The 21,400-nt window shown below is 62.4% G+C and carries 14 protein-coding genes and 3 pseudogenes; 11 read left to right on the top strand and 6 right to left on the bottom strand.

Annotation, left to right across the window (positions count from 1 at the left end; genetic code table 11):
• Window positions 1-317: 317 nt before the first annotated feature.
• Entirely contained in the window at window positions 318-1,679 is a 1,362-nt protein-coding gene (locus B0G62_RS07925; RefSeq protein ID WP_103703590.1) for a S8/S53 family peptidase, read from the bottom strand.
• A gap of 150 nt (window positions 1,680-1,829) precedes the next feature.
• Here B0G62_RS07925 and B0G62_RS31100 point away from each other — a divergent pair, with 150 nt between their 5' ends.
• Window positions 1,830-2,213 carry a hypothetical protein gene (locus B0G62_RS31100; RefSeq protein ID WP_146055218.1) on the top strand — a complete coding sequence of 128 codons (384 nt, stop codon included), beginning with the start codon at window positions 1,830-1,832 and terminating at the stop codon, window positions 2,211-2,213.
• A gap of 110 nt (window positions 2,214-2,323) precedes the next feature.
• Window positions 2,324-2,496: pseudogene (locus B0G62_RS31095) on the top strand (Tn3 family transposase); the annotation flags it as partial.
• A gap of 50 nt (window positions 2,497-2,546) precedes the next feature.
• Here the strand turns inward: B0G62_RS31095 and B0G62_RS07915 are convergent.
• Complete coding sequence (locus B0G62_RS07915; RefSeq protein ID WP_103703588.1) at window positions 2,547-3,551, bottom strand: LysR family transcriptional regulator; 1,005 nt, start codon at window positions 3,549-3,551, stop codon at window positions 2,547-2,549.
• A gap of 202 nt (window positions 3,552-3,753) precedes the next feature.
• On the opposite strand from B0G62_RS07915, the gene B0G62_RS07910 reads away from it, so the two are divergent.
• The 3 genes from B0G62_RS07910 to B0G62_RS07900 all read left to right on the top strand — a co-directional run bounded on the left by B0G62_RS07910 (window position 3,754) and on the right by B0G62_RS07900 (window position 7,856).
• The gene (locus B0G62_RS07910; protein ID WP_103703587.1) at window positions 3,754-5,049 is read left to right on the top strand and encodes an MFS transporter; all 1,296 of its coding nucleotides are present in this window, start codon (window positions 3,754-3,756) and stop codon (window positions 5,047-5,049) included.
• A 189-nt stretch (window positions 5,050-5,238) separates the two neighbouring features.
• Complete coding sequence (locus B0G62_RS07905; RefSeq protein ID WP_103703586.1) at window positions 5,239-6,318, top strand: porin; 1,080 nt, start codon at window positions 5,239-5,241, stop codon at window positions 6,316-6,318.
• Between the two features lie 32 nt (window positions 6,319-6,350).
• Window positions 6,351-7,856 carry a M20 family metallopeptidase gene (locus tag B0G62_RS07900; protein ID WP_103703585.1) on the top strand — a complete coding sequence of 502 codons (1,506 nt, stop codon included), beginning with the start codon at window positions 6,351-6,353 and terminating at the stop codon, window positions 7,854-7,856.
• Window positions 7,857-8,345: 489 nt separating this feature from the next.
• Here B0G62_RS07900 and B0G62_RS07895 read toward each other — a convergent pair whose 3' ends face one another.
• Together B0G62_RS07895 and B0G62_RS32640 are read right to left on the bottom strand one after the other, a co-directional pair.
• Window positions 8,346-11,297, bottom strand: coding sequence for a YadA-like family protein (locus tag B0G62_RS07895; protein WP_244193143.1), 2,952 nt, complete (start codon window positions 11,295-11,297; stop codon window positions 8,346-8,348).
• A 168-nt stretch (window positions 11,298-11,465) separates the two neighbouring features.
• Window positions 11,466-11,570 (bottom strand): annotated as a pseudogene (locus tag B0G62_RS32640) (ESPR-type extended signal peptide-containing protein); the annotation flags it as partial.
• A 429-nt stretch (window positions 11,571-11,999) separates the two neighbouring features.
• Here B0G62_RS32640 and B0G62_RS07885 point away from each other — a divergent pair.
• Together B0G62_RS07885 and B0G62_RS07880 are read left to right on the top strand one after the other, a co-directional pair.
• A pseudogene (locus B0G62_RS07885) lies at window positions 12,000-12,761 on the top strand (IS66 family transposase); the annotation flags it as partial.
• A 492-nt stretch (window positions 12,762-13,253) separates the two neighbouring features.
• Window positions 13,254-14,768 (top strand): glycoside hydrolase 5 family protein, encoded by a 1,515-nt coding sequence (locus tag B0G62_RS07880; RefSeq protein ID WP_103703582.1) that lies wholly within the window; start codon window positions 13,254-13,256, stop codon window positions 14,766-14,768.
• A 510-nt stretch (window positions 14,769-15,278) separates the two neighbouring features.
• Here B0G62_RS07880 and B0G62_RS31585 read toward each other — a convergent pair.
• Complete coding sequence (locus tag B0G62_RS31585; RefSeq protein WP_167401204.1) at window positions 15,279-15,617, bottom strand: hypothetical protein; 339 nt, start codon at window positions 15,615-15,617, stop codon at window positions 15,279-15,281.
• A gap of 268 nt (window positions 15,618-15,885) precedes the next feature.
• Here B0G62_RS31585 and fae point away from each other — a divergent pair, with 268 nt between their 5' ends.
• The 4 genes from fae to B0G62_RS07855 all read left to right on the top strand — a co-directional run bounded on the left by fae (window position 15,886) and on the right by B0G62_RS07855 (window position 20,351).
• Entirely contained in the window at window positions 15,886-16,395 is a 510-nt protein-coding gene (gene fae / locus B0G62_RS07870) for a formaldehyde-activating enzyme (RefSeq protein WP_103703581.1), read from the top strand.
• A gap of 11 nt (window positions 16,396-16,406) precedes the next feature.
• On the top strand, window positions 16,407-17,438 hold the full coding sequence (locus tag B0G62_RS07865) for an aldo/keto reductase (RefSeq protein ID WP_103703580.1): 1,032 nt from the start codon (window positions 16,407-16,409) through the stop codon (window positions 17,436-17,438).
• The gene (locus B0G62_RS07860) at window positions 17,435-18,874 is read left to right on the top strand and encodes an NAD-dependent succinate-semialdehyde dehydrogenase (RefSeq protein WP_103703579.1); all 1,440 of its coding nucleotides are present in this window, start codon (window positions 17,435-17,437) and stop codon (window positions 18,872-18,874) included. Before B0G62_RS07865 ends, B0G62_RS07860 begins: the two co-directional genes overlap by 4 nt.
• Before the next feature lie 76 nt (window positions 18,875-18,950).
• Window positions 18,951-20,351, top strand: a complete 1,401-nt coding sequence (locus tag B0G62_RS07855; RefSeq protein ID WP_103703578.1) for an MFS transporter — start codon at window positions 18,951-18,953, stop codon at window positions 20,349-20,351.
• A gap of 84 nt (window positions 20,352-20,435) precedes the next feature.
• Here the strand turns inward: B0G62_RS07855 and B0G62_RS07850 are convergent, their stop codons facing one another.
• Entirely contained in the window at window positions 20,436-21,305 is an 870-nt protein-coding gene (locus B0G62_RS07850; RefSeq protein ID WP_103703577.1) for a LysR family transcriptional regulator, read from the bottom strand.
• Window positions 21,306-21,400 lie beyond the last annotated feature (95 nt).

Genomic DNA, 21,400 nt, shown 5'->3' with positions numbered 1-21,400 from the left:
GTACGTAATACAACGTAAACCGTGTGATATTTAACGATGCTGCCTGTTTATTTGGACATTATTTTTATAATGTCTAATATATGCGAGGGGCGAGAAACCGTGCTCGAGCATCATGGCTTGGCATCGGCGCTAATCCTCGAAAAGGTTGAAGCGGTGCTTCCGAGCCGGACGGACAAATCAATTGTGCGAGAAGAGCAATACCGTTGAAACGGAGTAGATAGCGCACGGATTGCCGCTGCAGAACACTGGCTTATGGGACCGGCTCGGGTTTGCCGTGATCGGGACGGGTGGGTGTGCTCCCCCCGCCCCGAGGCCAGCTATTTGATTGACGGTGGCGTGCCGTTGAGCGCGGCCTTGATGTTCAGCACGGACGCACCCGCCGGAGCAAAACCGGCGCGCTGTCCTGTGATGGGTGTGCCAGTCGATTTCATCAACTGGACAAGCGACGATACAGACGGGCCACTGCCGAATTTCTGGCGTAGCACCGCGAACGCGGCCGCTACCTGAGGCGCGGAAAAAGAGGTGCCCCAAATATAGAACGACCCAAGACCAGCCCAGGGCGCGAGCACAAAGTCGCCGCTGTCCCGATCTGCTGTTCCGACTGGCGCAAACAGGGCGACCTTCTGCGAAATGTTCGTGTAGCTAGTTGGCACGGTCGGATTCACGATGCCTGTCGCGCCGACGACGATCACGTTATTGCCGCAGGTCCAGTTGCCGGTGGCGTACATACCGTCGTTGCCCGCTGACATGACAACTGCCACGCCTTTTGCCCGCAGTGAAGCGGCCAGCGCGTCGATCCGCGCGCCGTCTGCGTCCGTTGAACACAACGCATCGCCTGCAACCGGGTCACCGGACGCCGAGATATTGACCGCAACGATTTTCGAATTCACATCGGTGCGATTCATCAAACCGTTATTGACGTAAGTCAGGGCATCGACCACGGAGTTGATGGGCCAGCCTCGAGGACCGTCCGTACCCGTCCCTCCTCCGATCCTGATCGGGATGACCTGGGCGCCCGGCGCGACGCCCGTGTAGACCAGATGGGTGGTGCCCTCCCAACGGTCGGTCGGTTCGCCAACCATGATGCCGCTGGTCGCCGTGCCATGGTAATAATGGCAGTACTGCGGATTATCCGGATTGCTGCTCTCGCGGCACTGATTATCGGCAGCGTCGGACGGCATCGACGAGTTTTGAAGCGTGATGAGGTAATACCCGGCGGAGGGTTTGCCAGGCAGCGGGCGAGACACCCACGTTGACGCATCTTCGTATGGGCAGAGACCGGTCCACTGGGTGTCCGTCTTCTGTCCCACACACGCCTCGGTCTTTACCTTGTTGTAGCCCGCAACGGGCTGCAAAGTCTTGTACTTAAAAACCGGATTGTCGGTACGGAATGCGCCGTCAATGTCCACAACAATGTAACCCGTGCCGTCATAGGTCTTCCCAGCGCTGTCGGTATACGTACCGCTGGTTGTGCCGCCAAGGTTGTAGGGGATCGTCGCGGTTGAGGGCCACCCCGCCGGCATGGTCTGGGCTACGGCAGGATTGGCCGATGCGTACAGAAGCCCGGCCAGAGACGTTGCGATCACAACGGTTGCGCGAATTCCGGTGATGGCGCCGATGGTGCATCCGCGACCTGCAGGAGAAATTTCTGGCCTGTGTCTTTTTGCCTTGACTGTCATGCTTAGTTATCCTGATGTTTACATCGTTGAAATATTGCAGATAATAGACCCATATTCATAACCATTCTTCTCTCAAAAAATATTCAGGATATTCTGAGAATTAAATGGAAACGTATTCCTGTATTTATTTTATTTTTTTGGAAAGATCGTATGAAAAAAGAGAATTTCCAGGAACTGAACGTGTTGAGGTCTCACCGGATCAGCAAGCTCCATCTGGTCAACGCGAAGATGTATGGGACCAGGCGCCCGCTTACGGCTGCCCTTTGCGTCGCCGCCCTTTCAATGAGCCTGTATCTGGGCGGCTGCGGTGGAGACGAAACATCTACAAGTACCGCTTCACCGGTCGCGCAGAGTGGTCAAGTCGCCGCACCGGGCAGTACGATATCGGGTGAACCCACTCCAGCCACCACAGTAGAAGCGCCTGTTACGGCAAATGGGAGTGGCCTGGCGGGCGCCCCCAATTCTGCACACTACCCGTCGGCCGAAATCAACCGTGGACGCGTCACTGCCGACGACGGGGTGCATACCCACTGACGGGTCTTTGCGTCGCTGTGTGCTCATCCACGACCGCTTCTGCCGCCCGCGCGCGGCAGTGCTGCGGCCTGGCTGTGCACCCTGCCCTCATGAAACCGGTCCCGCTTCGGATCGACCGTATCGACAGGACCATTCCACATTGAACCTTGTCGACGCCGACGAGCGCCGTCGCGCCACGCTGTTGCAACTCAACCTGGGCGAAGGTCGCCACAATCTGGCGTGCGAAGGCTTCCACGGCAGGCGCGCGCAACGGTTCCCGCGCTACCGTGAAGGGCAGACAGACCCGCCGGGCTTGCGAGCACCCGCACAACCTGACGGACTTCCCGGTTTTCGTCACATCCCCGACTCCTGACACTGCCCCTTTTGATGGCTCCCGCAGGCGCCATCAAAAGGCCGCACGCATGCGTTGCGCTCCCCGCTGGGGACGATGGACCTGCCTGCACTGCGTACCGCTTCGATCACCTCCATGATGCAATCGACAAAGTGCTGCGCCGTGCAGGTAGGCACGGTATCGCGCCGGAACAGCAGGTACAGGCGGCGCGCCGGAGGCGGCTCGATCAGGTCGAGCGTGGTCATGTGTTCGAGCGCTTCTTCGCCGCGCAGGGCGAGATGCGTCCACGAGGTCACCATGTTGGGATCAAGCGCCAGCCCGTAGTAGAGCGCCTGCGAGGTACAGCGCGTGATGCGGCGTGGCGCAGGCAGTCCGGCGCGCGCAAACTGCGCGGCGAGAAACGCCCGGAATTCCGCGCACGGTCCGGTGTGCAGCCATTCCGCATGCTCCAGGTCCGCCAGTGATGCGGCGTGCGCGAGCGGGCTGCGCCGGCTCACTGCAAACCACATCGGAAACTCGGCGAGTTCGACGCAGCGCACCGACGAGAATTCCTGGGATTCCACACCCGCAGCGAGCGCAAAGTCGAGTTCGCCGTTCTTTAGCTGTTCGACCAGCAGCGAAGGCGCGTATTCGACGAACTCAAGCGTGCTGTCCGGCATCTGCTCGCGAAAGCGGACGTACGCACGCGGCAGGAGCGCGATGCCGGACAGGGGCGTCACACCGATCGCGACACGCCCCTGGCGGGCGCCCCGCATTCGCGCGAGCTCGTCCTCGGTTCGCCCTATCTCGTTCAGGATCAGTTCGGCCCGCTGCAGCGTCAACCGGCCTTCCGGGGTCAGCGAGATCCCCGAGGAACTGCGTGAAACCAGCATGAGCCCGACCTCGTCCTCCAGATCGCGCAATGCCCGCGTGACAGCAGGCTGTGTCACGCAGAGCGCGCGTGCGCCCTCATGGACGCTTCCCGCCCGCGCTACCGCGACAAGCGCACGGAGTTGATGGAGTTTCATCTGGCCTGGTCCTTCGCGCCGTGCGTTCTTTTCTGACGTATCGCGTCTTCATAAACCGACGGCGGGATAAATGGCATTTATCTGGATAAGAATTTATGTTTATGTGGATTATAGAAAGCACGCCTATGATCTCCCCACATTCATGCGCAGCAGGTTTGTCAGCGCGCAAGAAATAAAAAACCATTAAGGAGACCTTGGCGTTATGCAATCTCTCTCGCGGCAACCCGTCGAACCCGTCGCCGTCAGGCAGTACGCCCACTCGCGTGCACGGACCATCTTCGCCACTTCCGCCGGCAATGCGCTGGAGATGTTCGATTTCACCGTGTTCAGCTATTTCGCGACGATCATCGCGAAAAACTTCTTTCCGGTCGATTCGGCGGCTGGCCCCATGCTGCTCGCGCTTGCGACCTTTGGCGTGGGCTTCGTGATGCGTCCGCTCGGCGGCATCCTGATCGGCAGCTATGCGGACCGGCGCGGGCGAAAGGCTGCACTGACGCTCACGATTGTGCTGATGATGGCGGGCACCGCCCTGATCGGGCTGACACCCACGTATGCACAGATCGGTCTCGCCGCGCCAGTGGTGGTCATCGCAGGGAGGCTGCTTCAGGGACTCTCGGCAGGAGGGGAAGTCGGCACCGCGACGACTTTCCTGATGGAGTCGGGTCCGCTGTCCCGTCGCGGATTCATGGTGAGCTTCCAGATGCTCAGTCAGGGCGTGGCGGCATTGCTCGGCGCCGCAAGCGCCGCGGTGCTCTCGGCCGTTTTGCCGCCGACCTCGCTCGAATCCTGGGGCTGGCGTCTGCCCTTTCTCTTCGGGCTGCTGCTCGGCCCGGTCGGCTTCTATATCCGTCGCCACCTCGACGAAACACACCGCTCGGCGGAAAAGCAGGAAGGTGCGGTACGTGAGCTGCTCACGCACTTCAAGTCCCGCCTGCTGGTTGGGGTGCTGACCATCGTCGGGCCGACCTCGATGCTCTACATCATGGTGTTTTACATGCCCGGCTACGCCGTGCGTACATGGCATCTGCCCGTGGTGAGTTCATTTCTCGCGGGCTGCGCATCGGGTCTCACCATGATCGTCGTCGCGCTGGTTGCCGGGCTGTGGATCATCGACCGTCTTCAACATCGCAAACCCATCGTGTTTGCCACTTCACTGCTGTCCCTGCTTTGCGTGTATCCGCTGTTCCGCGCGCTGACCACCGCACCGTCGACCGGAACGCTGATCGCTATTGTGACCATTGTCATGGGCCTGGCGACGCTCGGAACGTCATCGTTTTTTTTGCTCATTACCGAGGCATTTCCGCAGCGCGTGCGCGCAACGGCCCTCGCGGCAATCTACAGCTTTGGCGTCACGATTTTCGGTGGCTTCGCGCAGTTCAATGTGACATGGCTGCAGCAGCACACCGGCGACCCCATGACGCCCGCATGGTATCTGCTGGTGACAGGCGCCGTCAGTCTTCTCGCCCTCGCACGGTTTCCGGAGCAGCGCGCTGACTAGCTGGCGCGAAGTGTGAGCGGCACCCCGCCGCCCCTTTCCGCTTCCCCTTTCACTTCCCCGGTTCGCGCCCGCGCCCTTTCCCGCGTCCGATCACCACGTTCCTGTTCGCCTTCGGGCGCACCGGACGGGACAGATGCGCCCTTGCCTGTGCGAAACGGAGGGACAACGACCACGACAACAGAACGAGACATGTATTCCACTCCGCAATTGTGCGCACGCCTGGCCCGCCTCCTTGCCCTCATCGGGTGTTCTGCCACGGCATATGGCGCCCACGCCACCATGACGCTGTACGGGGCTGTCGACAGCTTCCTGCAGTATTCGGATAACGGCGGCAGTACGGCGCTGCGCCTGCAAAGCGGTGGCGCGTCGACCTCCCGCTGGGGCCTCACCGGTTCCGAGGACCTCGGGGGCGGCGCCTACGCAGGCTTTCGCCTCGAAGGGGGCATCAATCTGATGAACGGGCAGCAGCAGAGCGCGACCTCGACATTCAACCGCGAATCGAATGTCTGGATCGGCTCCGAACGCTGGGGCGTCCTCAAGTTCGGAAAACAGTATCCGGCCATTCCGCCCGAAGGCGCCGATCCGTTCTATGCCGTGGGTATGCTTTCGCCCTGGGCAAGCACCGTACTCGCGATCTCCGATCTGGGAGCGGGCGTGACCACCGTGCAGGCGCGCGTGGATAACGCGGTGAGCTATCACACGCCGACCTTCAATGGCCTGAGCGCGACGGTGCTCTACGCACTGCGAAACGAGGCGGGGTCCAGCCCTGTCGCCCGCAATACGGGCGGGCTCATCGACTATGCGCGCGGTCCGCTTGAACTCACGGTTTCCTATAACGCCGTCTGGGCCGACGCGCCGCCCGTCAGCGGCGCTCCGGCGACGCCCAGCGGTCCGCGCACCGACCTCGTGATGGCGAGCGCGCTTTACCAGATCGGTCCGGTCGCAACGTCGGCCACCTATACGCTGACCCGACCCACCGCGCCGAACACCTATGTGGCGAGCGTCTATTCTCTCGGCGCCGTATGGTCGAACGGTCCCCATGCGATTCGCGCTGGCGCGGTGTATCGCAACGTGTCAGGGCGTGAAGACAGTGCCATCGGCGCGCTGCTCGGTTACGACTATCAGTTCTCGAAGCTGACCGGGTTGTACGCCCGTGTCGGGGCTTTTCGCAATCAGGGGCAATCGGCGATCTCGTTTGGCTCTGATCCGCTTTCGACGCCGGGCGTCAATCCGTTCGTCGTTGCCGTTGGCATACGCAAGAAGTTCTGATTCCATTCTCCCCTTTTCCGGCTTTCCCCGTCATGAACGACCCGACCCACACCATCGCGCAAGCCGCCGGCTTCATTGAAACCCATGCGCAACGCTACATTGCGCTGGCCGATGCCATCTGGAATCTCGCCGAGCTGCGCTACCAGGAAACGAGATCGGCACAGTTGCATATCGATGCGCTCGAAGCGGCCGGCTTTCGCATAACACGCGGCGTAGCCGGCATTCCGACCGCCTTCGTCGCCGAGTTCTCGCACCAGGAAAACAGGGGCCCGAATGATCGCGCGCCGGTCATCGCCATTCTCGGCGAGTACGACGCCCTGTCGGGCATGAGCCAGGAGGCGGGCGTGCTGCAATGCCGGCCCGCGGGCGATATGGGCAACGGCAATGGACACGGCTGCGGGCATCATCTGCTGGGCACGGCGGCGCATCTGGCGGCCGTCGCCGTTGCGCAGCAGCTCTGCCGCGCAGAGCTGCCCGGCACGGTGCGTTTTTATGGGTGTCCGGCCGAGGAAGGCGGGTCCGGCAAAACCTTCATGGCGCGCGCCGGCCTGTTCGACGACGTTGACGCCGCGCTATGCTGGCACCCGGCCACCCACACCGGCATATTCGCGGCGCAGACGCTTGCCAACATCCAGGCGTACTTCCGCTTTCACGGCAAGGCATCGCACGCCGCGGCGTCGCCCCATCTTGGCCGCAGTGCGCTCGATGCGGTCGAACTCATGAACGTTGGCGTGAACTACCTGCGTGAGCACATGCTTCCCGAGGCGCGCGTGCACTACGCCGTGACCGATACGGGCGGCCTCTCTCCCAATGTTGTCCAGGCCTCGGCCGAAGTGCTCTATCTCGTGCGCGCGCCACGCAACGATCAGGCGAAGGATCTCTACGCGCGCGTGTGCGATGTGGCGCGGGGTGCCGCGTTGATGACGGGATGCCGTGTCGAGACCGTATTCGACAAGGCCTGTTCGAACCTGCTGCAGAACACGGTCCTCAATCGCGTGATGGACCGCCATCTCCAGGCGTTCGGTGCGCCGGCCTGGAGCGATGAGGAAACCGCCTTTGCACGCGCTGTCCAGCAGGAAACGTTGAACGCCGAAGACATTGAAAGCGCCACGCGCACGCTGGCGCACGCCTGGCGCGAGCCGAAACCGCTCTTCGACCGTGTTGATCCCTACGAGCCTGGCAACGGGAAGCCGCTATATGGATCGACGGACGTTGCCGACGTAAGCTGGGTCACGCCAACCGCGCAATGCTTTGTGAGCTGCTTCGCATTTGGCACACCCCTGCATTCGTGGCAGCTCGTCGCCCAGGGCAAGACATCACTCGCGCACAAGGGGATGCTGCTCGCGGCGAAAACCCTGGCCGCATCGGCACTGGATCTGTTCGCCGCACCAGGGCGCATACAGGAAGCGCGGGCGGAACTGCTCGAACGCCGGGGCGGCAAGCCCTATGTCTGCCCGATTCCTGCGGACGTGCCATTGCCGTTCCTGCGCGCAGCGGCCGGACCTGCCGCTGCGACAGGTTCGAACCACGTTGCCTGAGGGATCCGCGGATCAGGCGCTGCGAGCGGCCTGCGCTCTGGCGAATTGGGGGCCGCTCCTGCGTCTGCGCGACGCGGTGTGCGCATCCACGATCGCTCCTGCGGCCACCTGGCTGTGTGCCTTGACCTCGTGTATCGCGCATGCGGCTCATGACAGTCGTACCCGGTTATTCCGCCGGTCAGGGCGCGAAAATCGGGCCGCCTGACCAGCGAGGAAGGCCGCATGACCGCCTGCACAACGAAAATTGTATTTATCGTTGTGTGGCAAGGCCGATCCCGGCGCGGTACGCCGAGTCGGAACGCGCAAGCTCTGCACCCTACCCGGCGGAATCGGGAGTTCGTGCCGGGCGGGAGTGCGTTTCCTGAGCAGGGTGCTCACTAACCAACAAAGCCCGGCCTGGGCCTGGGCTTTGTCAGCAATCTGAGCCTGGCAGCCTTTCGACTGCCAGGCTCTCTGCACGTGGCCCTATCTCACTACATCACCACGGATTTACCACTGATAACCAGCGGCAGCTGTAACGCCCGTGCTGCCCTGGCTGCTCGAGCTAACAGCCAGCTTGCCGATCCAGTGGTTGTTCTGCGTTGCATAGGAGACACCGAGTGCCGTGCCAGTCTGGCCACCAATACGCGAGGTGCCTGCGGCGACCATCGTCTTGCCCGGCTGGTTCGGCTGCGGCAGACCAGCAACAGCCATCGCGGCCGCGGCAGCTCCGAATGCATCACGACGCACGTCGGAAATCTGGTTCTGCACGCCAGCAATCTGCTGGGTGATGTAGTTCTGCGATTGCCCCACCGCTGCGTTCAACTGGTTCACGTTCACCGCATCCGTGCCTTGCGTGCCGGCTGCGACGCTGGTGATCTGGCGTTCGTTGCCCGCCGAGCCCACCGACACCGTGTTGTCACGATCGGCCACCGAGCCTGCGCCCAGTGCGACCGAGTTCGACGCGGTCGCGGTCGAGTTCGCACCGATCGCCGTCGAATTGACACCGCTGGCCGTCGAACCCGCGCCCATTGCCGTCGCTTGCGCGCCGCTCGCCAAAGCGAGTGCACCCGCCGCGGTGGAATGCGTGCCGCTCGAGATCGCCGCCCCGGTATTGCGGTCGCCGTCGGCCGAGAACATCGGGTCGGTTGCGTTTTGCGCAATGTTCTGCACGTTGCTGATGGCCTGGCTCAGTGCATAGACCTGCGAACCGTTCACCGCGTCCGTGCTGGAAGCCGAGATGTCGCCAGCCGCCACGTTATGCAGCGCCACCGCAGTGGTAGCATCCGTGCCGCCCAGCGTCAGCGAATCGTGCGCCGACGAATCGTACGCAATCGCATTCGCCACTTGACCGCTGATCGTGGTGACATTGCTCTGCAGGTTCGCGATGTCGGTCGTGTTCTGGGCAATTGCGCTGGTGTTCTGCGCTACCTGCTGGTTCGTCGCATAAAGCTGCGAACCGTTGACCGCGTCGTTGCTCGATGCGTTCAGTGCACCGGATGCCACGTTATGCAGCGCCACCGGCATGGTCGAGCCCACACCGCCCAGCGTCACCGAATTGTGCGCCTGTGAGTCGTACATCACTGCATCGCCCATCGTGCCGGCCATGTTCGTGATATCGCCCTGCAGGTTCGAGATGGCGGTCGAATTCTGCGTCACGCGGCCGTCCAGGTTCGTCACGACACCTGCAATGCTGTTGAACGTGTTGCCACCGATGCTGTACGTCGGCGCCGAAATCGAGCCATCGCTGTTCACCGTCGAGCCGCCACCCATCGCGCTGGCCGTCGAGCTGGCCACGTTGTACAACTGCGAGCCGTTCACCGCGTCGAAGCTCGATGCATTCACCGCACCAGCTGCCACGTTGTGCAGCGCCACCGGCGTGGTTGCGCCCACACCGCCCAGCGTCACCGAACCGTGCGCCGACGAGTCGTACATCACTGCATCGCCCATCGTGGCGGCCATGCTGGTGATCTGACTGCCGAGGTCGGTCACATTGCCCTGCAGCGTCGATATGCTGCCCGTATTGGCTGCAACCTGCGTGTTGGTCGCATTCAGTTGCGAACCGTTCACAGCGTCCGTGCTGGAAACCGTCACCCGGCCCGCCGCCACGTTGGTGATGGTGCGCTCGGCGCCTGCCGTGCCCACGCTTACCGTGCCCGTCGGGTTCGTGCCGGCGTAGGTGTACGTCGCGCCGCCGATCACGCCGCTGGCTGTGCCCACTGCCGCTGCCGTGGTCGCACCGTTGCCCAGCGCCACCGAGTTCGACACCGAAGCGTTCGCGCCGTTGCCGAGAGCCACCGCGTTTGTCGCGTTGGCGTTTGCTTTATAGCCGACTGCGGTCGCGCCTTGCTGGCTGGCCGTGGCATAGGAACCGACAGCATTCGCATAGTTGGCGCCAGCGACGGACGAGTCGCCCAGCGCGTCGGAATAGATGCCCGTGGCTTGAGCCCGGAAGCCCAGCGCCGTGGCTTCCCAGTTGGACGCGGTAGCGGCCGTACCGATTGCCGTCGCCTGGGAGGTCGTCATGTCGGCCAAACCTGCAACCGCTCCGTGGCCCATTGCGACGTTCGCACCGGCGCTTATGGCATTGGAACCGTAAGCGGTCGCACCCATGCCGATCGCGATCGCACCCGTCGAATTGGTTCCGCCAACAGTCGTGGTGGCACCACTGCCCATCACAATGTCGTTTGCGCCGGCCGCCGTCGCGGCGCCGCCAATCGCCGTCGAGTTCGCACCCGCCGCCACCGAATCCGCAGCCGTCGAGTTGGTATGGAAGTACTTGATCCCGCCGCCGTTGGTGATGTTGTTCACCGTGTTGGTGACGTTCGTCACGGCCTGGCCGACCGCAAAGAGTTGCGAGCCATTCACCGCATCGGTGCTGGTGGCCGTCACCTGACCCGCCGCCACGTTCGTGATCGTGCGCTCGGCGCCTGCCGTGCCCACGCTCACGGTGCCCGTCGGGCTAACGCCAGCGTAGGTGTACGTCGTGCCACCGATCACGCCATTTGCCGTCGAAATGACTGCGCCAGTCGTGGCGCCACTACCCAGCGCCACCGAGTTTTGGGTCGTGGCGCTCGCGCCGTAACCGATCGCCACCGCGTTATTCGCCGACGCCTGCGCGCCGGAGCCCAGAACCGAACTGTTGTCCGACGCCGCCACCGCACCGACGCCCAATGCCGTCGAATGAGCGCCTGCAGCCCACGACTGCTGGCCGAACGCCGTTGAGTAATCGCCCGTCGCTTCCGATTGAATGCCGACAGTGGTCGCGCCATAGCCCGAGGCAAGCGAACCCGCGCCCAGCGCCGTGGCGCCGTTTCCGGTCGCGGTCGAAGCCGCGCCAATGGCCGTCGCCACGGCGGACCCTGCGGTTGCCGAGTCGCCAATGGCAACCCCGCCCTCGCCACCAGGCTGAACAGTTGCACCGTATCCGAGCGCCGTGGCGCCATAATTGAGGTCGGGCACGGTACTCCCGTCTGCGCGAACAGACGGTCCCCAATACACAGTTCCCTGCGAACTGGCGGACGCGTTATCACCGACCGCTGTATCTCTTGCAGCGTTGGTGGCTGCGCCAGTTCCTGCGGTATAGGCATAGGCCTGACCCGCTGCGGTACCGAATACGAAGAGTGCCAGCGCGGCTACCGTTGCCCCGCCCTTGCGCCGTCCCCTGGTATTTTCCGCTGCGGCCACCCACGTTCCTGTCACACAATTCCAGATTGCTCGAAAAGCCCGATTCATTTCATCATCCTTAATCAACTGAATTGATGGGGCGGAATGTTTGCTAACTCACGCGGAGCCACCTGGGGCTCTACCCGTTCGCCTTCAACAGCGCCTCGCGGTCTTGCCCATCTTGTCGAAGGAGGCCGCTTGACTCACAAGGCGCATCTCAATTCCACTTCGGGAAGTATTGAGGATGCGAAGCAGCCGAACTATAGAAAGGATTCGAATCGGTCCCGGGCGATCACTGGCTGCGTGTAGCCGGCAAGGGCGGCAATCGCGGCAAGGTCGGTCTGCCCCCGCTGGTGCGCAGTAAGCGCCTGAGCAAGGCCGTCCTGAGGATATGACGGCGGTGGGCAAATATACGAAGCAGCGCGCCCGCGCAGCGCATTGCAGCCGACCTTGTCCATCGTCAAATTCCGACAGGAGCCATGCCCGTAAACTGTCGGCATGGACCTTCGTGCGACAGACCTCCCCGACGACATCAACGCCCTGAAAGCGATGGTGTTTGCTCGCGACGAGATCGTGCGTAAACGCGATGCACAGGTCGCCGACCTGCAAGAGCAACTCTCGTCACGCGCCGTCGGGATCGAGCACCTGAAGCTCACCATCGCGAAGCTGCGCCGCATGCAGTTCGGTCGCCAATCGGAGAAGCTCGATCGCCAGATCGAACAGCTCGAACTTCGGCTGGATGGTCTGCAGGCGGACGAAGGCGCCACCGATATGGCCACGCCTGCCGTAGCGTGCCGGCCGCGGCGTGCAGGATCCGGCCGCAAGCCGCTACCTGATCATCTCGAACGCGAAGTGCGCGTTCATCTACCCGCGCACGACCACTGCCCGGATGGCGGTGGGCGTCTCAAGCCATTGGGCGAAGACGTCGCGGAACAACTCGAGTCCGTGCGGGCGCACTTCCGTGTGATTCGTCACCGCCGTCCGAAGCTCGCCAGCACGTGCTGCGATTGCATCGTGCAGGCTGCCGCGCCAACCCGACCGGTTGACCGCCGCATCCCTGGGCCGGCACTGCTTGCGCACATCGCGGTATCGAAGTTCGGCTTCCACATCCCTTTGCATCGGCAGGCCGTTATGTACGCGCGTGATGGCGTCGAGATCGATCCCGGCACGATGGGGTATTGGATGGGTAGCGTCTCGCAACTGCTCAAGCCGCTGGTCGATGCCGTGCGTCGTTACGCGTTGGCCGGCAGCAAGATTCACGGTCAACGGCATTCGCGTCGAGCGTTTTCGCTGCTCTGGTTCTGTTGGAGGTTTCTATTCTCGTGAAATTGTCCCCCCGGAGCCGCTGGGCTAGAAACGTGGCCCTCACGCTTACCGTCCTGGCGGTCGTATCGACGATCTAGAACGCTTTACCCCAAGCCAACGTGAGCCCTCGTGATTTCATAAGCTACGTAAGCGTAGGGGCAAACGCAATCGCAGCGCTGCTAGTGTTGACGACCAGAAGCACCTCCTGGTTTAAAGACGGCAGGAAATGATTGGCCGCTTCTTTAATTGCGCGGTGATATCAAGGGGCGATGAGCTATCGTCCAAACTGGTGTACTGATTGACACCGGGAGTCATATCAACGCGGAAAGCATAATAATTGGAGATTCAATGAAATTCCTGCCCGGTCAGATACGGTCTATCGCGGAAAAGCTCCAGCTCAATCAACTGAATTTAACAAGATGCAGGCTCGGCTGGGGTGTGCTAATTATGGCGCTGTTTGGGTGCCAGACTGCGATCGGCCAGACCAATACACCCGTGCCTGCCATTAACCTGGGCAGCGAAATCATGGACATCGTCAACCAGCATCCCAACAACCCGACTCAGGCGATCAACAACTACATGGCTGGCCTCGCGGCGACAAAGGCCCACTGGGTTCGGATTGGCATCAACTGGGCGCAAACTCAACCCTCGCAAACGACGATCAATGCCAGTGATCCTAATCCGGGCACGAGCAGCGGACTAAACTGGGGGGTGACAGACACGATCATCCGTGCCGCCCGCAACAACGGCTTGCGCGTGCTGGGCATGATTAATCTAACCCCTCCGTGGGCAGTGAGTTCAGAATGCTCGAGCAGTTACCAGCAGGCGAACGGAGTTTCATCCTGGACGTGCGCGCCGGATCCGACTCTCTATACCAATTTTGCGCGGGCTGCTGCCAGGCACTACAGCAGCGATAGCTATGGCGGTCAGGTCGACGCATGGGAGATCTGGAACGAGCCCAACTGCGGCATTGATTTCATGCCTCACGATCCCGCTCTTTACACGACGCTCCTGAAGAGCGTCTATCCGGCGATCAAGCAGGCAAATCCAGGCGCCTATGTGTATGCAGGCGGTAGTGCAAGTTGTACTACGTATCCGAATAATACAATCGGCGCGTTGCCGTCGAATGGCGTCGCGGGGCTCGTTAATTCGACCAACTCCAATTACCCTGCGCCTACGCAGTGGGACTCGCGCGACTGGCTGGCGGTGATGTATGCGGACGGTGCCCAGGGCTATTTTGATGCACTTGCCCACCATCCCTACTGTTATTCCGATGACTGGCAATCCGCACCCAACCAGTGCCCGAGCACGACCCTCAACTCAACGTTCCCGCAATACTCGAATGCGTTCACCATGATGTGGCATACCTTTTCGTCGCCATCGTACGGTTGGCCGGCAAGTGACGGAGGAAATACATTCGCGAGCTATACGGGGACGAGCCTGCGCGACCAGATGAGCGCGCACGGTGACGGAGCGAAGGCGATCGTCCTTACCGAGTTCGGCGCGCCGACCACGGGTTCGGATGGCGCAACCAATTTCACGGGTCAATTGGGTGGTTCGTCGACGCAGTACACGAACGCCAATTTTCAAACGATGCAGCTTGCGCCCTATCTGACACAGGCCAACCAGGCACGCGAATATAGTGCGCTGATGGCCTGGATTGGGCAGCAGGCGAAGGGTGCGTACGGTCCGGTGTACGCGTACAGCTATTCGGACCAGACGTTGTCCTCGCCGGGCAGCACGAACATCTACGAGCCGTACTTCGGCATCTTAACGATAAGTTCGACGACCGGCTCGACGGGTAACCCGGGCGCGGGGAAGATCGAAGGCACCTCTCAGGCGGCGTCGAGTCAGTACTATCCCGCGTGGCCTAATTTCGGTGCAATTGCAGCGGCTGCCGCTGCCGGCACCGGCGGATACGCGCCGATAGGTCCGGGCTGGTTCAACGCGCAGGGCAAGTAATAGCAGGGACGGGGCATTCTTGTTGACCGGTTCGAGCCGTACGTTGCACGATGGTTCCCAGCAACGTGCGGCTCAGCCAGATCACGCCCGTATGCCAAACGTTCGCGACTGCCATTTGACCAGAAGCAAGCCTCCAGAGTGTCTTCGCGAAGACAGAATCTCACTTTCAGAAGCCACTGAGGAAGCCTGCGCTGAAGAATAATCTGAGTCGGCTCTGGATTCGATGTAAGCGTTGCTCAAGCACCGGCTAGACCGATGACGCCAAAGTGGACAAAGTAGGCCCCACCGAACGAGTGGTGGAGCCTACTTTGTCACCTGGGATAGCGACAGCAGCGAAACGGACACGTAAAGGTACCCCCAACCACCCCATATCGATCCCTGCTCCTCTACGCCACCGTGAGAAGGAGATCGTTTCCCCGATGGTGTTTCAGGCGGGTGGCCTGCGGCGATGTCAGCGGCATCCCGGGGTGTCCCGCCGGCACGCTGTTTCTGCCGTGCGTCACCGATGCGTCACTGGTTCTGTGCTGGCGGAAAAATGTAGTTTGTGGAGTCAGGCGAGAGCGCGGCCCTTTCAAGCATGGTCATCATCGTGCGATCGATTTCAGCGGATTCGGCGCGCACGTTCGACAGGAGTGCGCCGGCATCGCAGGCGATACGCAGCAGATCCCCAACGTGCCTTTCTGACATGCCAGGGCTTGCCGCAAGCAGGGTAGCCTGGCTGGCGATGTCAGTCAGCTGGAGTGACAGCGGGCCGCGCGTGCCGGGCCAGAAAAAGCAGCAAGTCCTCCGCGCATGGACGATGAGCGGGCTGACGCCAACCGCGAGCAGCATGACAGCAGGCGTGCCCATGCTACTGCCAGACGTGCGCCAGATTGCAGCGCCTGCTGACACTGTTTGACGCTGTCCTGCTGGCGATCAAATTTCAGATTGCGTACCTGCATAGCCGGCTGGCCCTCTTCGCCCGCGAACCGTGCGTACGTCGCCAGTCTGAACCTGGCAAAAACCCGGATATGAGTTTGCCTGCGCCCCCCGTCGAATAATCATCGATTCCCCGGAGGCAGGGGCCGATTGCACAATCCGTCCACCGTTTTATCCCTTAAAGGACAGGAGCAGACAGATGGACAGGCAGCTTTATATCGGCGAAGGTTTTGAAGGTCCCGGCGTGAATCTCGCTCACATCAACGTGCTGGTCGGGCCGCGCAACGGCCCCGCTGGCCAGGCGTTTGCCACCGCGCTTGCGACACCTTCCGCAGGGCATGCGCCGTTTGTGATCATCGCAAAGCCGGGCGTTCCCACCAAGCCGCTCACGCTCTACGTGAACAAGGCGCAGATCGAAGGCGACTTCCACGGCAACGCCACGTGGGGCGCGTCGCAGGCCGGCATCGCGAAAGCCGTCGCCGAATCGCTCGAGAACGGTACGCTGCCGCCCGAAGCGGAAAACGACTGGGTTGTCGTGTCGGCTAACTGGGTCAATCCGAAGACCGATGATCTCGACGCCGTATTCGAGAACAACTACCACGCCTGCAGGAACGCGATCATCGCCGCGATGGAAGGCCTGCCGCGCAAGGAAGCCGTGTTCGCTGCTGCGCGCGACGTCTCGAACCCGTTCTACACGCCGAAGAAGTAAGGGGCACAAGCATGGAATATGTCCGTCTCGGCCAGTCGGGCCTGAAGGTTTCGCGTCTGTGCCTCGGCACGATGAACATGGGTACGCCCCAATGGAAGCCGTGGATTTTTGATGAAGCGCAAAGCGAGCCGATCGTGCGTCACGCGCTCGAAGCGGGCGTGAACTTCATCGACCTGGCCGACTTCTATTCGACCGGCGTCGGCGAGGAAGTGGTCGGCCGCATTCTCAGGCGGCTCGCGCGACGCGAGGAAATCGTCGTGACCACCAAGGTCGGCTACGACATGGGTTCGTACCAGAACGCGGGCGGTCATTCCCGCAAGCATGTGATGGACGGCATCGACGGCTCGCTCAGGCGTCTGGGCATGGACTACGTCGATATCTACATGCTGCACTACTTCGACGTGAACACGCCCGTCGAGGAGACCCTGCGTGCGCTGGATGATATCGTCGTCGCGGGCAAGGCCCGGTACATCGGCGTCTCGACCATGTACACGTGGCAGTTCGCGAAGATCATGCAGGCGTGTGAGAAAAACGGCTGGCACAAGCCGATCAACATGCAACTGCAACTGAACGCCGCCTATCGCGAGGAAGAACGCGAGATGATTCCCTACTGCCAGGACCAGGGCGTGGGCGTCTCCGTGTTCAGCCCGCTCGCGCGGGGCCTGCTCTCCAGCGACCCGGGCTCCACGCGCAACCAGACCGACTTCTTCACGGCGCAGATGTACGGCGACGTCGCCTCACGCGAGATCGCCGCCTCCGTGGCGCGCGTGGCAAAGGGGCGTGGTGTGAGCCCCGCGCAGATTGCCCAGGCGTGGGTACTGGAGCGCGAAGGCGTGTCAAGCATGCTGGTCGGCGCAGATTCGCCGGCGCAGTTCGACAGCGCACTGGCCGCATTGAACACGGGCCTCACCGCTGACGAACTTTACGAGATCGATCGCAACTACACGCCTTGCGATCTTATCAACGACTACACGGCCGGCAGGCGCGTGCCCCGTGAGCCGCGCGCGGCGAAGGCTCTCGACGACGGGAAGCAGGCAGCATGAACGATTTCCTGCGTACTGGACATTACATCGACGGTTCGTGGCGCACGGGCGTGAGGACCTACCCGGTCCGCAATCCGGCATCTGGTGAGGTTATCGCCGAGGTGGCACAGGGCGGCGGTGACGAAACGCGGGAAGCCATCGCGGCTGCCGAACGCGCCTTCCCGGCGTGGCGCGCCTTGACCGCGAAAGAGCGTGGTGCGCGCGTGAAGCGCTGGGGTGAGCTGATGCTCGAAAACCGCGACGCGCTCGCGCAACTGCTCTCGCGCGAACAGGGCAAGCCGCTTGCCGAAGCGCGCGGTGAGGTTGCCTACGCCGCGAGTTTCTTCGAATGGTTCGCGGAAGAGGCGAAGCGTTGCTATGGCGACGTCATTCCGAGCCCGAAGCCCAACTCGCGTATCGTCGTGACACGTGAGCCCGTGGGCGTGGTCGCCGCGATCACGCCGTGGAATTTTCCGCTGGCGATGATCACGCGCAAGGCCGGTCCCGCGCTGGCCGCCGGTTGCACGATGGTGCTCAAGCCGTCCGAGGAGACGCCGCTCAGCGCCTTGGCGCTGGCCGTGCTGGCTGAACGGGCGGGCGTGCCGGCGGGCGTCTTCAATATCGTTTCCGGCGACGCGGTCTCGATCGGCAATGCGCTCACGGAATCGCCTGTCGTGCGCAAGCTCTCGTTCACCGGTTCCACCCGGGTGGGCAAGCTGCTTGCGCGCCAGTCCGCGGACACGCTCAAGAAGCTCTCGCTCGAACTCGGCGGCAATGCGCCGTTCATCGTGTTCGACGACGCCGATCTCGACGCCGCGGTTCAGGGCGCCATTGCGTCGAAGTTCCGCAACACGGGGCAGACCTGCGTGTGCGTGAACCGCTTCTACGTGCAGGACGGCATCTACGACGCCTTCACCCAGGCGCTCGCCAGGGCCGTCGGACAGATGCGCGTGGGCGATGCACTCAAGGGCGAATTCGACCAGGGGCCGCTTATCAATGCGGCGGCGCTCGCGAAGGTCCAGGCGCATGTGGCCGATGCACAACGTCACGGCGCGCGCGTGCTCACCGGCGGAAAGCGGCATGCTCTCGGCGGCACCTTCTACGAACCTACCGTGCTTGCCGATGCCAGTGCGGACATGCTGATCGCGTCAGAGGAAACATTCGGGCCGGTTGCCGCGTGTTTCCGCTTCCGCACGGAAAGCGAAGTGATCGAGTTGGCCAACGACACGCCCTACGGGTTGTCTGCTTACTTCTACACGCGTGACCTTGGGCGCGCATGGCGGGTGTCCGAAGCGCTCGAGTCGGGCATGGTCGGCATCAACGACGGGATCATCTCGACGGAAGTCGCGCCCTTCGGCGGCGTGAAGCAGTCAGGTCTCGGCCGCGAAGGATCGAAGTACGGGCTCGATGAATACGTCGAGATGAAGTATGTCCTGATGGCCGGCCTCGAGCGCTAACCATCAATGCTCATGCCGCCGCGTTACGGCGGCGGCATGAGCACGCCATACCCGCAGAATACAGACAGGAGACAGCATGACCCATAACCCGTCGCTTTCGTCGAGGCTCGATGAAGCATCCGGGCGTCCCCATGCACCGCCCTATGAGGCCGCTGAGGCACACGGGAAGAATCGCGTGACGCTCGACGAAATCCCGGTGAACGCGTTTCACATCAAGATCGCTGGCCTGACCTTCGGGGCCCACTTCACGGAAGGCTTTGCGCTCGGCACGATCGGCTATGCGCTGACGTCGCTGAACCGGCAGATGCCGCTCGACACATTCTGGACCGGCATGGTCGGCAGCGCGGCCCTGATCGGCATCTTTCTCGGCAGCCTCGTGTTCGGACGCCTTTCCGACCGGATGGGTCGCCAGCGGATCTTCCTGTTGAGCTTTCTCATCATCACGATCGCCGCGTTTGCCCAGTTCTACGTCACCTCCCCGCTCATGCTGTGCGCGCTTCGGATCCTGATTGGCATCGGCATGGGGGGCGACTTCGCCGTCGGCCACACGTTTCTCGCGGAGTTCTCGCCACGCAGGCATCGCGGTGCCCTGCTCGGCTCGTTCAGCGCAATCTGGACCATGGGGTACGTTATCGCGAGCGTACTCGGCATCTACTACGCCGACGCAACGCCCGACGCCTGGCGCTGGCTTCTCGCCTCGGCGGGCGTGCCCGCGCTTCTCGTGCTGGTAGCGCGTATCGGCACGCCCGAATCGCCACGCTGGCTGCAGAGCAAGGGGCGTTATGCCGAAGCCAGCGCCATCGTGCACAAATATTTCGGACCGGATGTCGTTCTCGATACGCCGGCCGATCTGCCGAAGAACGCCAACGACGGTTTCGGCCGCCTCTTCAGGGCCGACATGATCCGGCGCACGCTGTTCAACTGCGCGTTCTTCGTGTGCCTCGTGATCCCGTATTTTGCGATCTACACGTTCCTGCCCTCGGTTCTCAAGGCGGTCCATCTGAACGAAGGCACCGGCGCGGATTTCCTGCTCAACGGTTTGCTGATCTTCGGGGCGCTGCTCGGCATCTGGCTGATGGTCCGGTTGCCACGGCGCATGTTCCTGATCAGTTCATTCGCGATCACCTGCGCCGCGCTCGCCACCCTGAGCTGGCTGCCCGACACCGCGCGCGTGGCCATGATTGCCGCATTTGCGATCTTCACGGTGACGATGTCCGCATTCTCCAATCTGGTGGGCGTTTATCCGCCGGAGTGTTTTCCGACTTCGGTACGCGCGTGTGGCGTGGGGCTGGCGATCGCGTGCAGCCGGCTTGGTTCAGCGATCGGCACCTTCCTGCTGCCTCTCGGTATCACGCAGTTCGGGTTTCATCCGACGATGATGGCGCTTGCGGCCGTACTGCTGGTCGGCATGATCATCTCGATCGCCTGGGCGCCCGAAACGAAGCATCTGACGCTGAATCAGGCAAGTCACGGGTAATCTGGCAGGCGACATGCCAGGGCGTCCCCACGGGCTGCGCGCGGCCGCAACGTCCGCCGGTGGCGGCGCCAGCTCCGGAGCGGACTATTCCGCGACCACAATCTGCTGACGCAGCCAGTCCACGAAAGCCTGGACATGTGAAAGCTGCACATGCTCGCGCGCGATGTCCAGCCAGTACCCGTAGGGGCCATTTACCTGCACATCAGAGAACGCCAGGAGGCTGCCGTTTGCCAGTTCCTCGGTGATCATGTTGCGATCGACGATGGCGAGCCCCGCCCCCTTGCGGGCCGCGTGGATGGCCTGCTCAAGCGTCGAGAATTCGATATTGCTGTTCCCGTCGCCTGCCGGCAGACCGGCGCTTTCGAGCCAGTCGGGCCAGAGATTCAGACGCTCATCCTCGTGCAGCACATGCAGACGGGGCCGTTGGCGCACCAACGTCTCCACCGGCATGCCGGCCAGCGATGGCGCGCCCACCAGCGTATGACGCTCAATGGCGATCAATTCTGAATAGGCACCGGCTAGCGCACTGCGTCCAAAGCGGATCGCGCAATGGCAATCCGCCATCATGCCCGTTCGAACGGAAAGCTCAACTTCGGGCAGCGCGGCCGCAAGCAGTGGCAGCCGGGGCGAGAACCACTGGGTGGCAAAGGTTGGCGGCAATGCGAGCACGAGACGCCGGCGCGAAATCGTCGCCGACTTTGGATGCGTTGCGCGCTCGAGGATGTCGAAGGCTTCAACGACGCACGGAACCAGGCGTTCACCGGCTGCGGTCAGCCGGATGCCTCGATGATCGCGCTCAAAGAGTTTTTCGCCCAGCGATTCCTCGAGGATCCTGATCTGCCGGCTGACGGCGCCCTGTGTCACACACAGGGATTTTGCCGCGCGATTGAAGCTCAGATGTCGCGCCGTTTCTTCAAAGAAACGGAGCGCGATCAGTGAAGGAAGACGTCGCATAGATTCACGCAAAGGTCCGGCACGGGCTGACGTCGCCGTGAAGAACGGGTGTGCGCCAGCGGCACGCAACGTACACGGAATGGTCCAGTCGCATC

It is taken from the genome of Paraburkholderia eburnea (assembly GCF_002917095.1).
Classification (GTDB): domain Bacteria; phylum Pseudomonadota; class Gammaproteobacteria; order Burkholderiales; family Burkholderiaceae; genus Paraburkholderia; species Paraburkholderia eburnea.
The sequence above is the reverse complement of the archived record's forward strand: the minus strand, read 5'-3'. Positions and strand labels throughout refer to the sequence as shown.

What these genes read in the sequence shown, in the direction of transcription:
- B0G62_RS07925 (WP_103703590.1), bottom strand. Translation starts at nt 1,679, where the DNA reads ATGACAGTCAAGGCAAAAAGACACAGGCCAGAAATTTCTCCTGCAGGT.
- B0G62_RS31100 (WP_146055218.1), top strand. Translation starts at nt 1,830, where the DNA reads ATGAAAAAAGAGAATTTCCAGGAACTGAACGTGTTGAGGTCTCACCGG.
- B0G62_RS07915 (WP_103703588.1), bottom strand. Translation starts at nt 3,551, where the DNA reads ATGAAACTCCATCAACTCCGTGCGCTTGTCGCGGTAGCGCGGGCGGGA.
- B0G62_RS07910 (WP_103703587.1), top strand. Translation starts at nt 3,754, where the DNA reads ATGCAATCTCTCTCGCGGCAACCCGTCGAACCCGTCGCCGTCAGGCAG.
- B0G62_RS07905 (WP_103703586.1), top strand. Translation starts at nt 5,239, where the DNA reads ATGTATTCCACTCCGCAATTGTGCGCACGCCTGGCCCGCCTCCTTGCC.
- B0G62_RS07900 (WP_103703585.1), top strand. Translation starts at nt 6,351, where the DNA reads ATGAACGACCCGACCCACACCATCGCGCAAGCCGCCGGCTTCATTGAA.
- B0G62_RS07880 (WP_103703582.1), top strand. Translation starts at nt 13,254, where the DNA reads ATGGCGCTGTTTGGGTGCCAGACTGCGATCGGCCAGACCAATACACCC.
- B0G62_RS31585 (WP_167401204.1), bottom strand. Translation starts at nt 15,617, where the DNA reads ATGGGCACGCCTGCTGTCATGCTGCTCGCGGTTGGCGTCAGCCCGCTC.
- fae (WP_103703581.1), top strand. Translation starts at nt 15,886, where the DNA reads ATGGACAGGCAGCTTTATATCGGCGAAGGTTTTGAAGGTCCCGGCGTG.
- B0G62_RS07865 (WP_103703580.1), top strand. Translation starts at nt 16,407, where the DNA reads ATGGAATATGTCCGTCTCGGCCAGTCGGGCCTGAAGGTTTCGCGTCTG.
- B0G62_RS07860 (WP_103703579.1), top strand. Translation starts at nt 17,435, where the DNA reads ATGAACGATTTCCTGCGTACTGGACATTACATCGACGGTTCGTGGCGC.
- B0G62_RS07855 (WP_103703578.1), top strand. Translation starts at nt 18,951, where the DNA reads ATGACCCATAACCCGTCGCTTTCGTCGAGGCTCGATGAAGCATCCGGG.
- B0G62_RS07850 (WP_103703577.1), bottom strand. Translation starts at nt 21,305, where the DNA reads ATGCGACGTCTTCCTTCACTGATCGCGCTCCGTTTCTTTGAAGAAACG.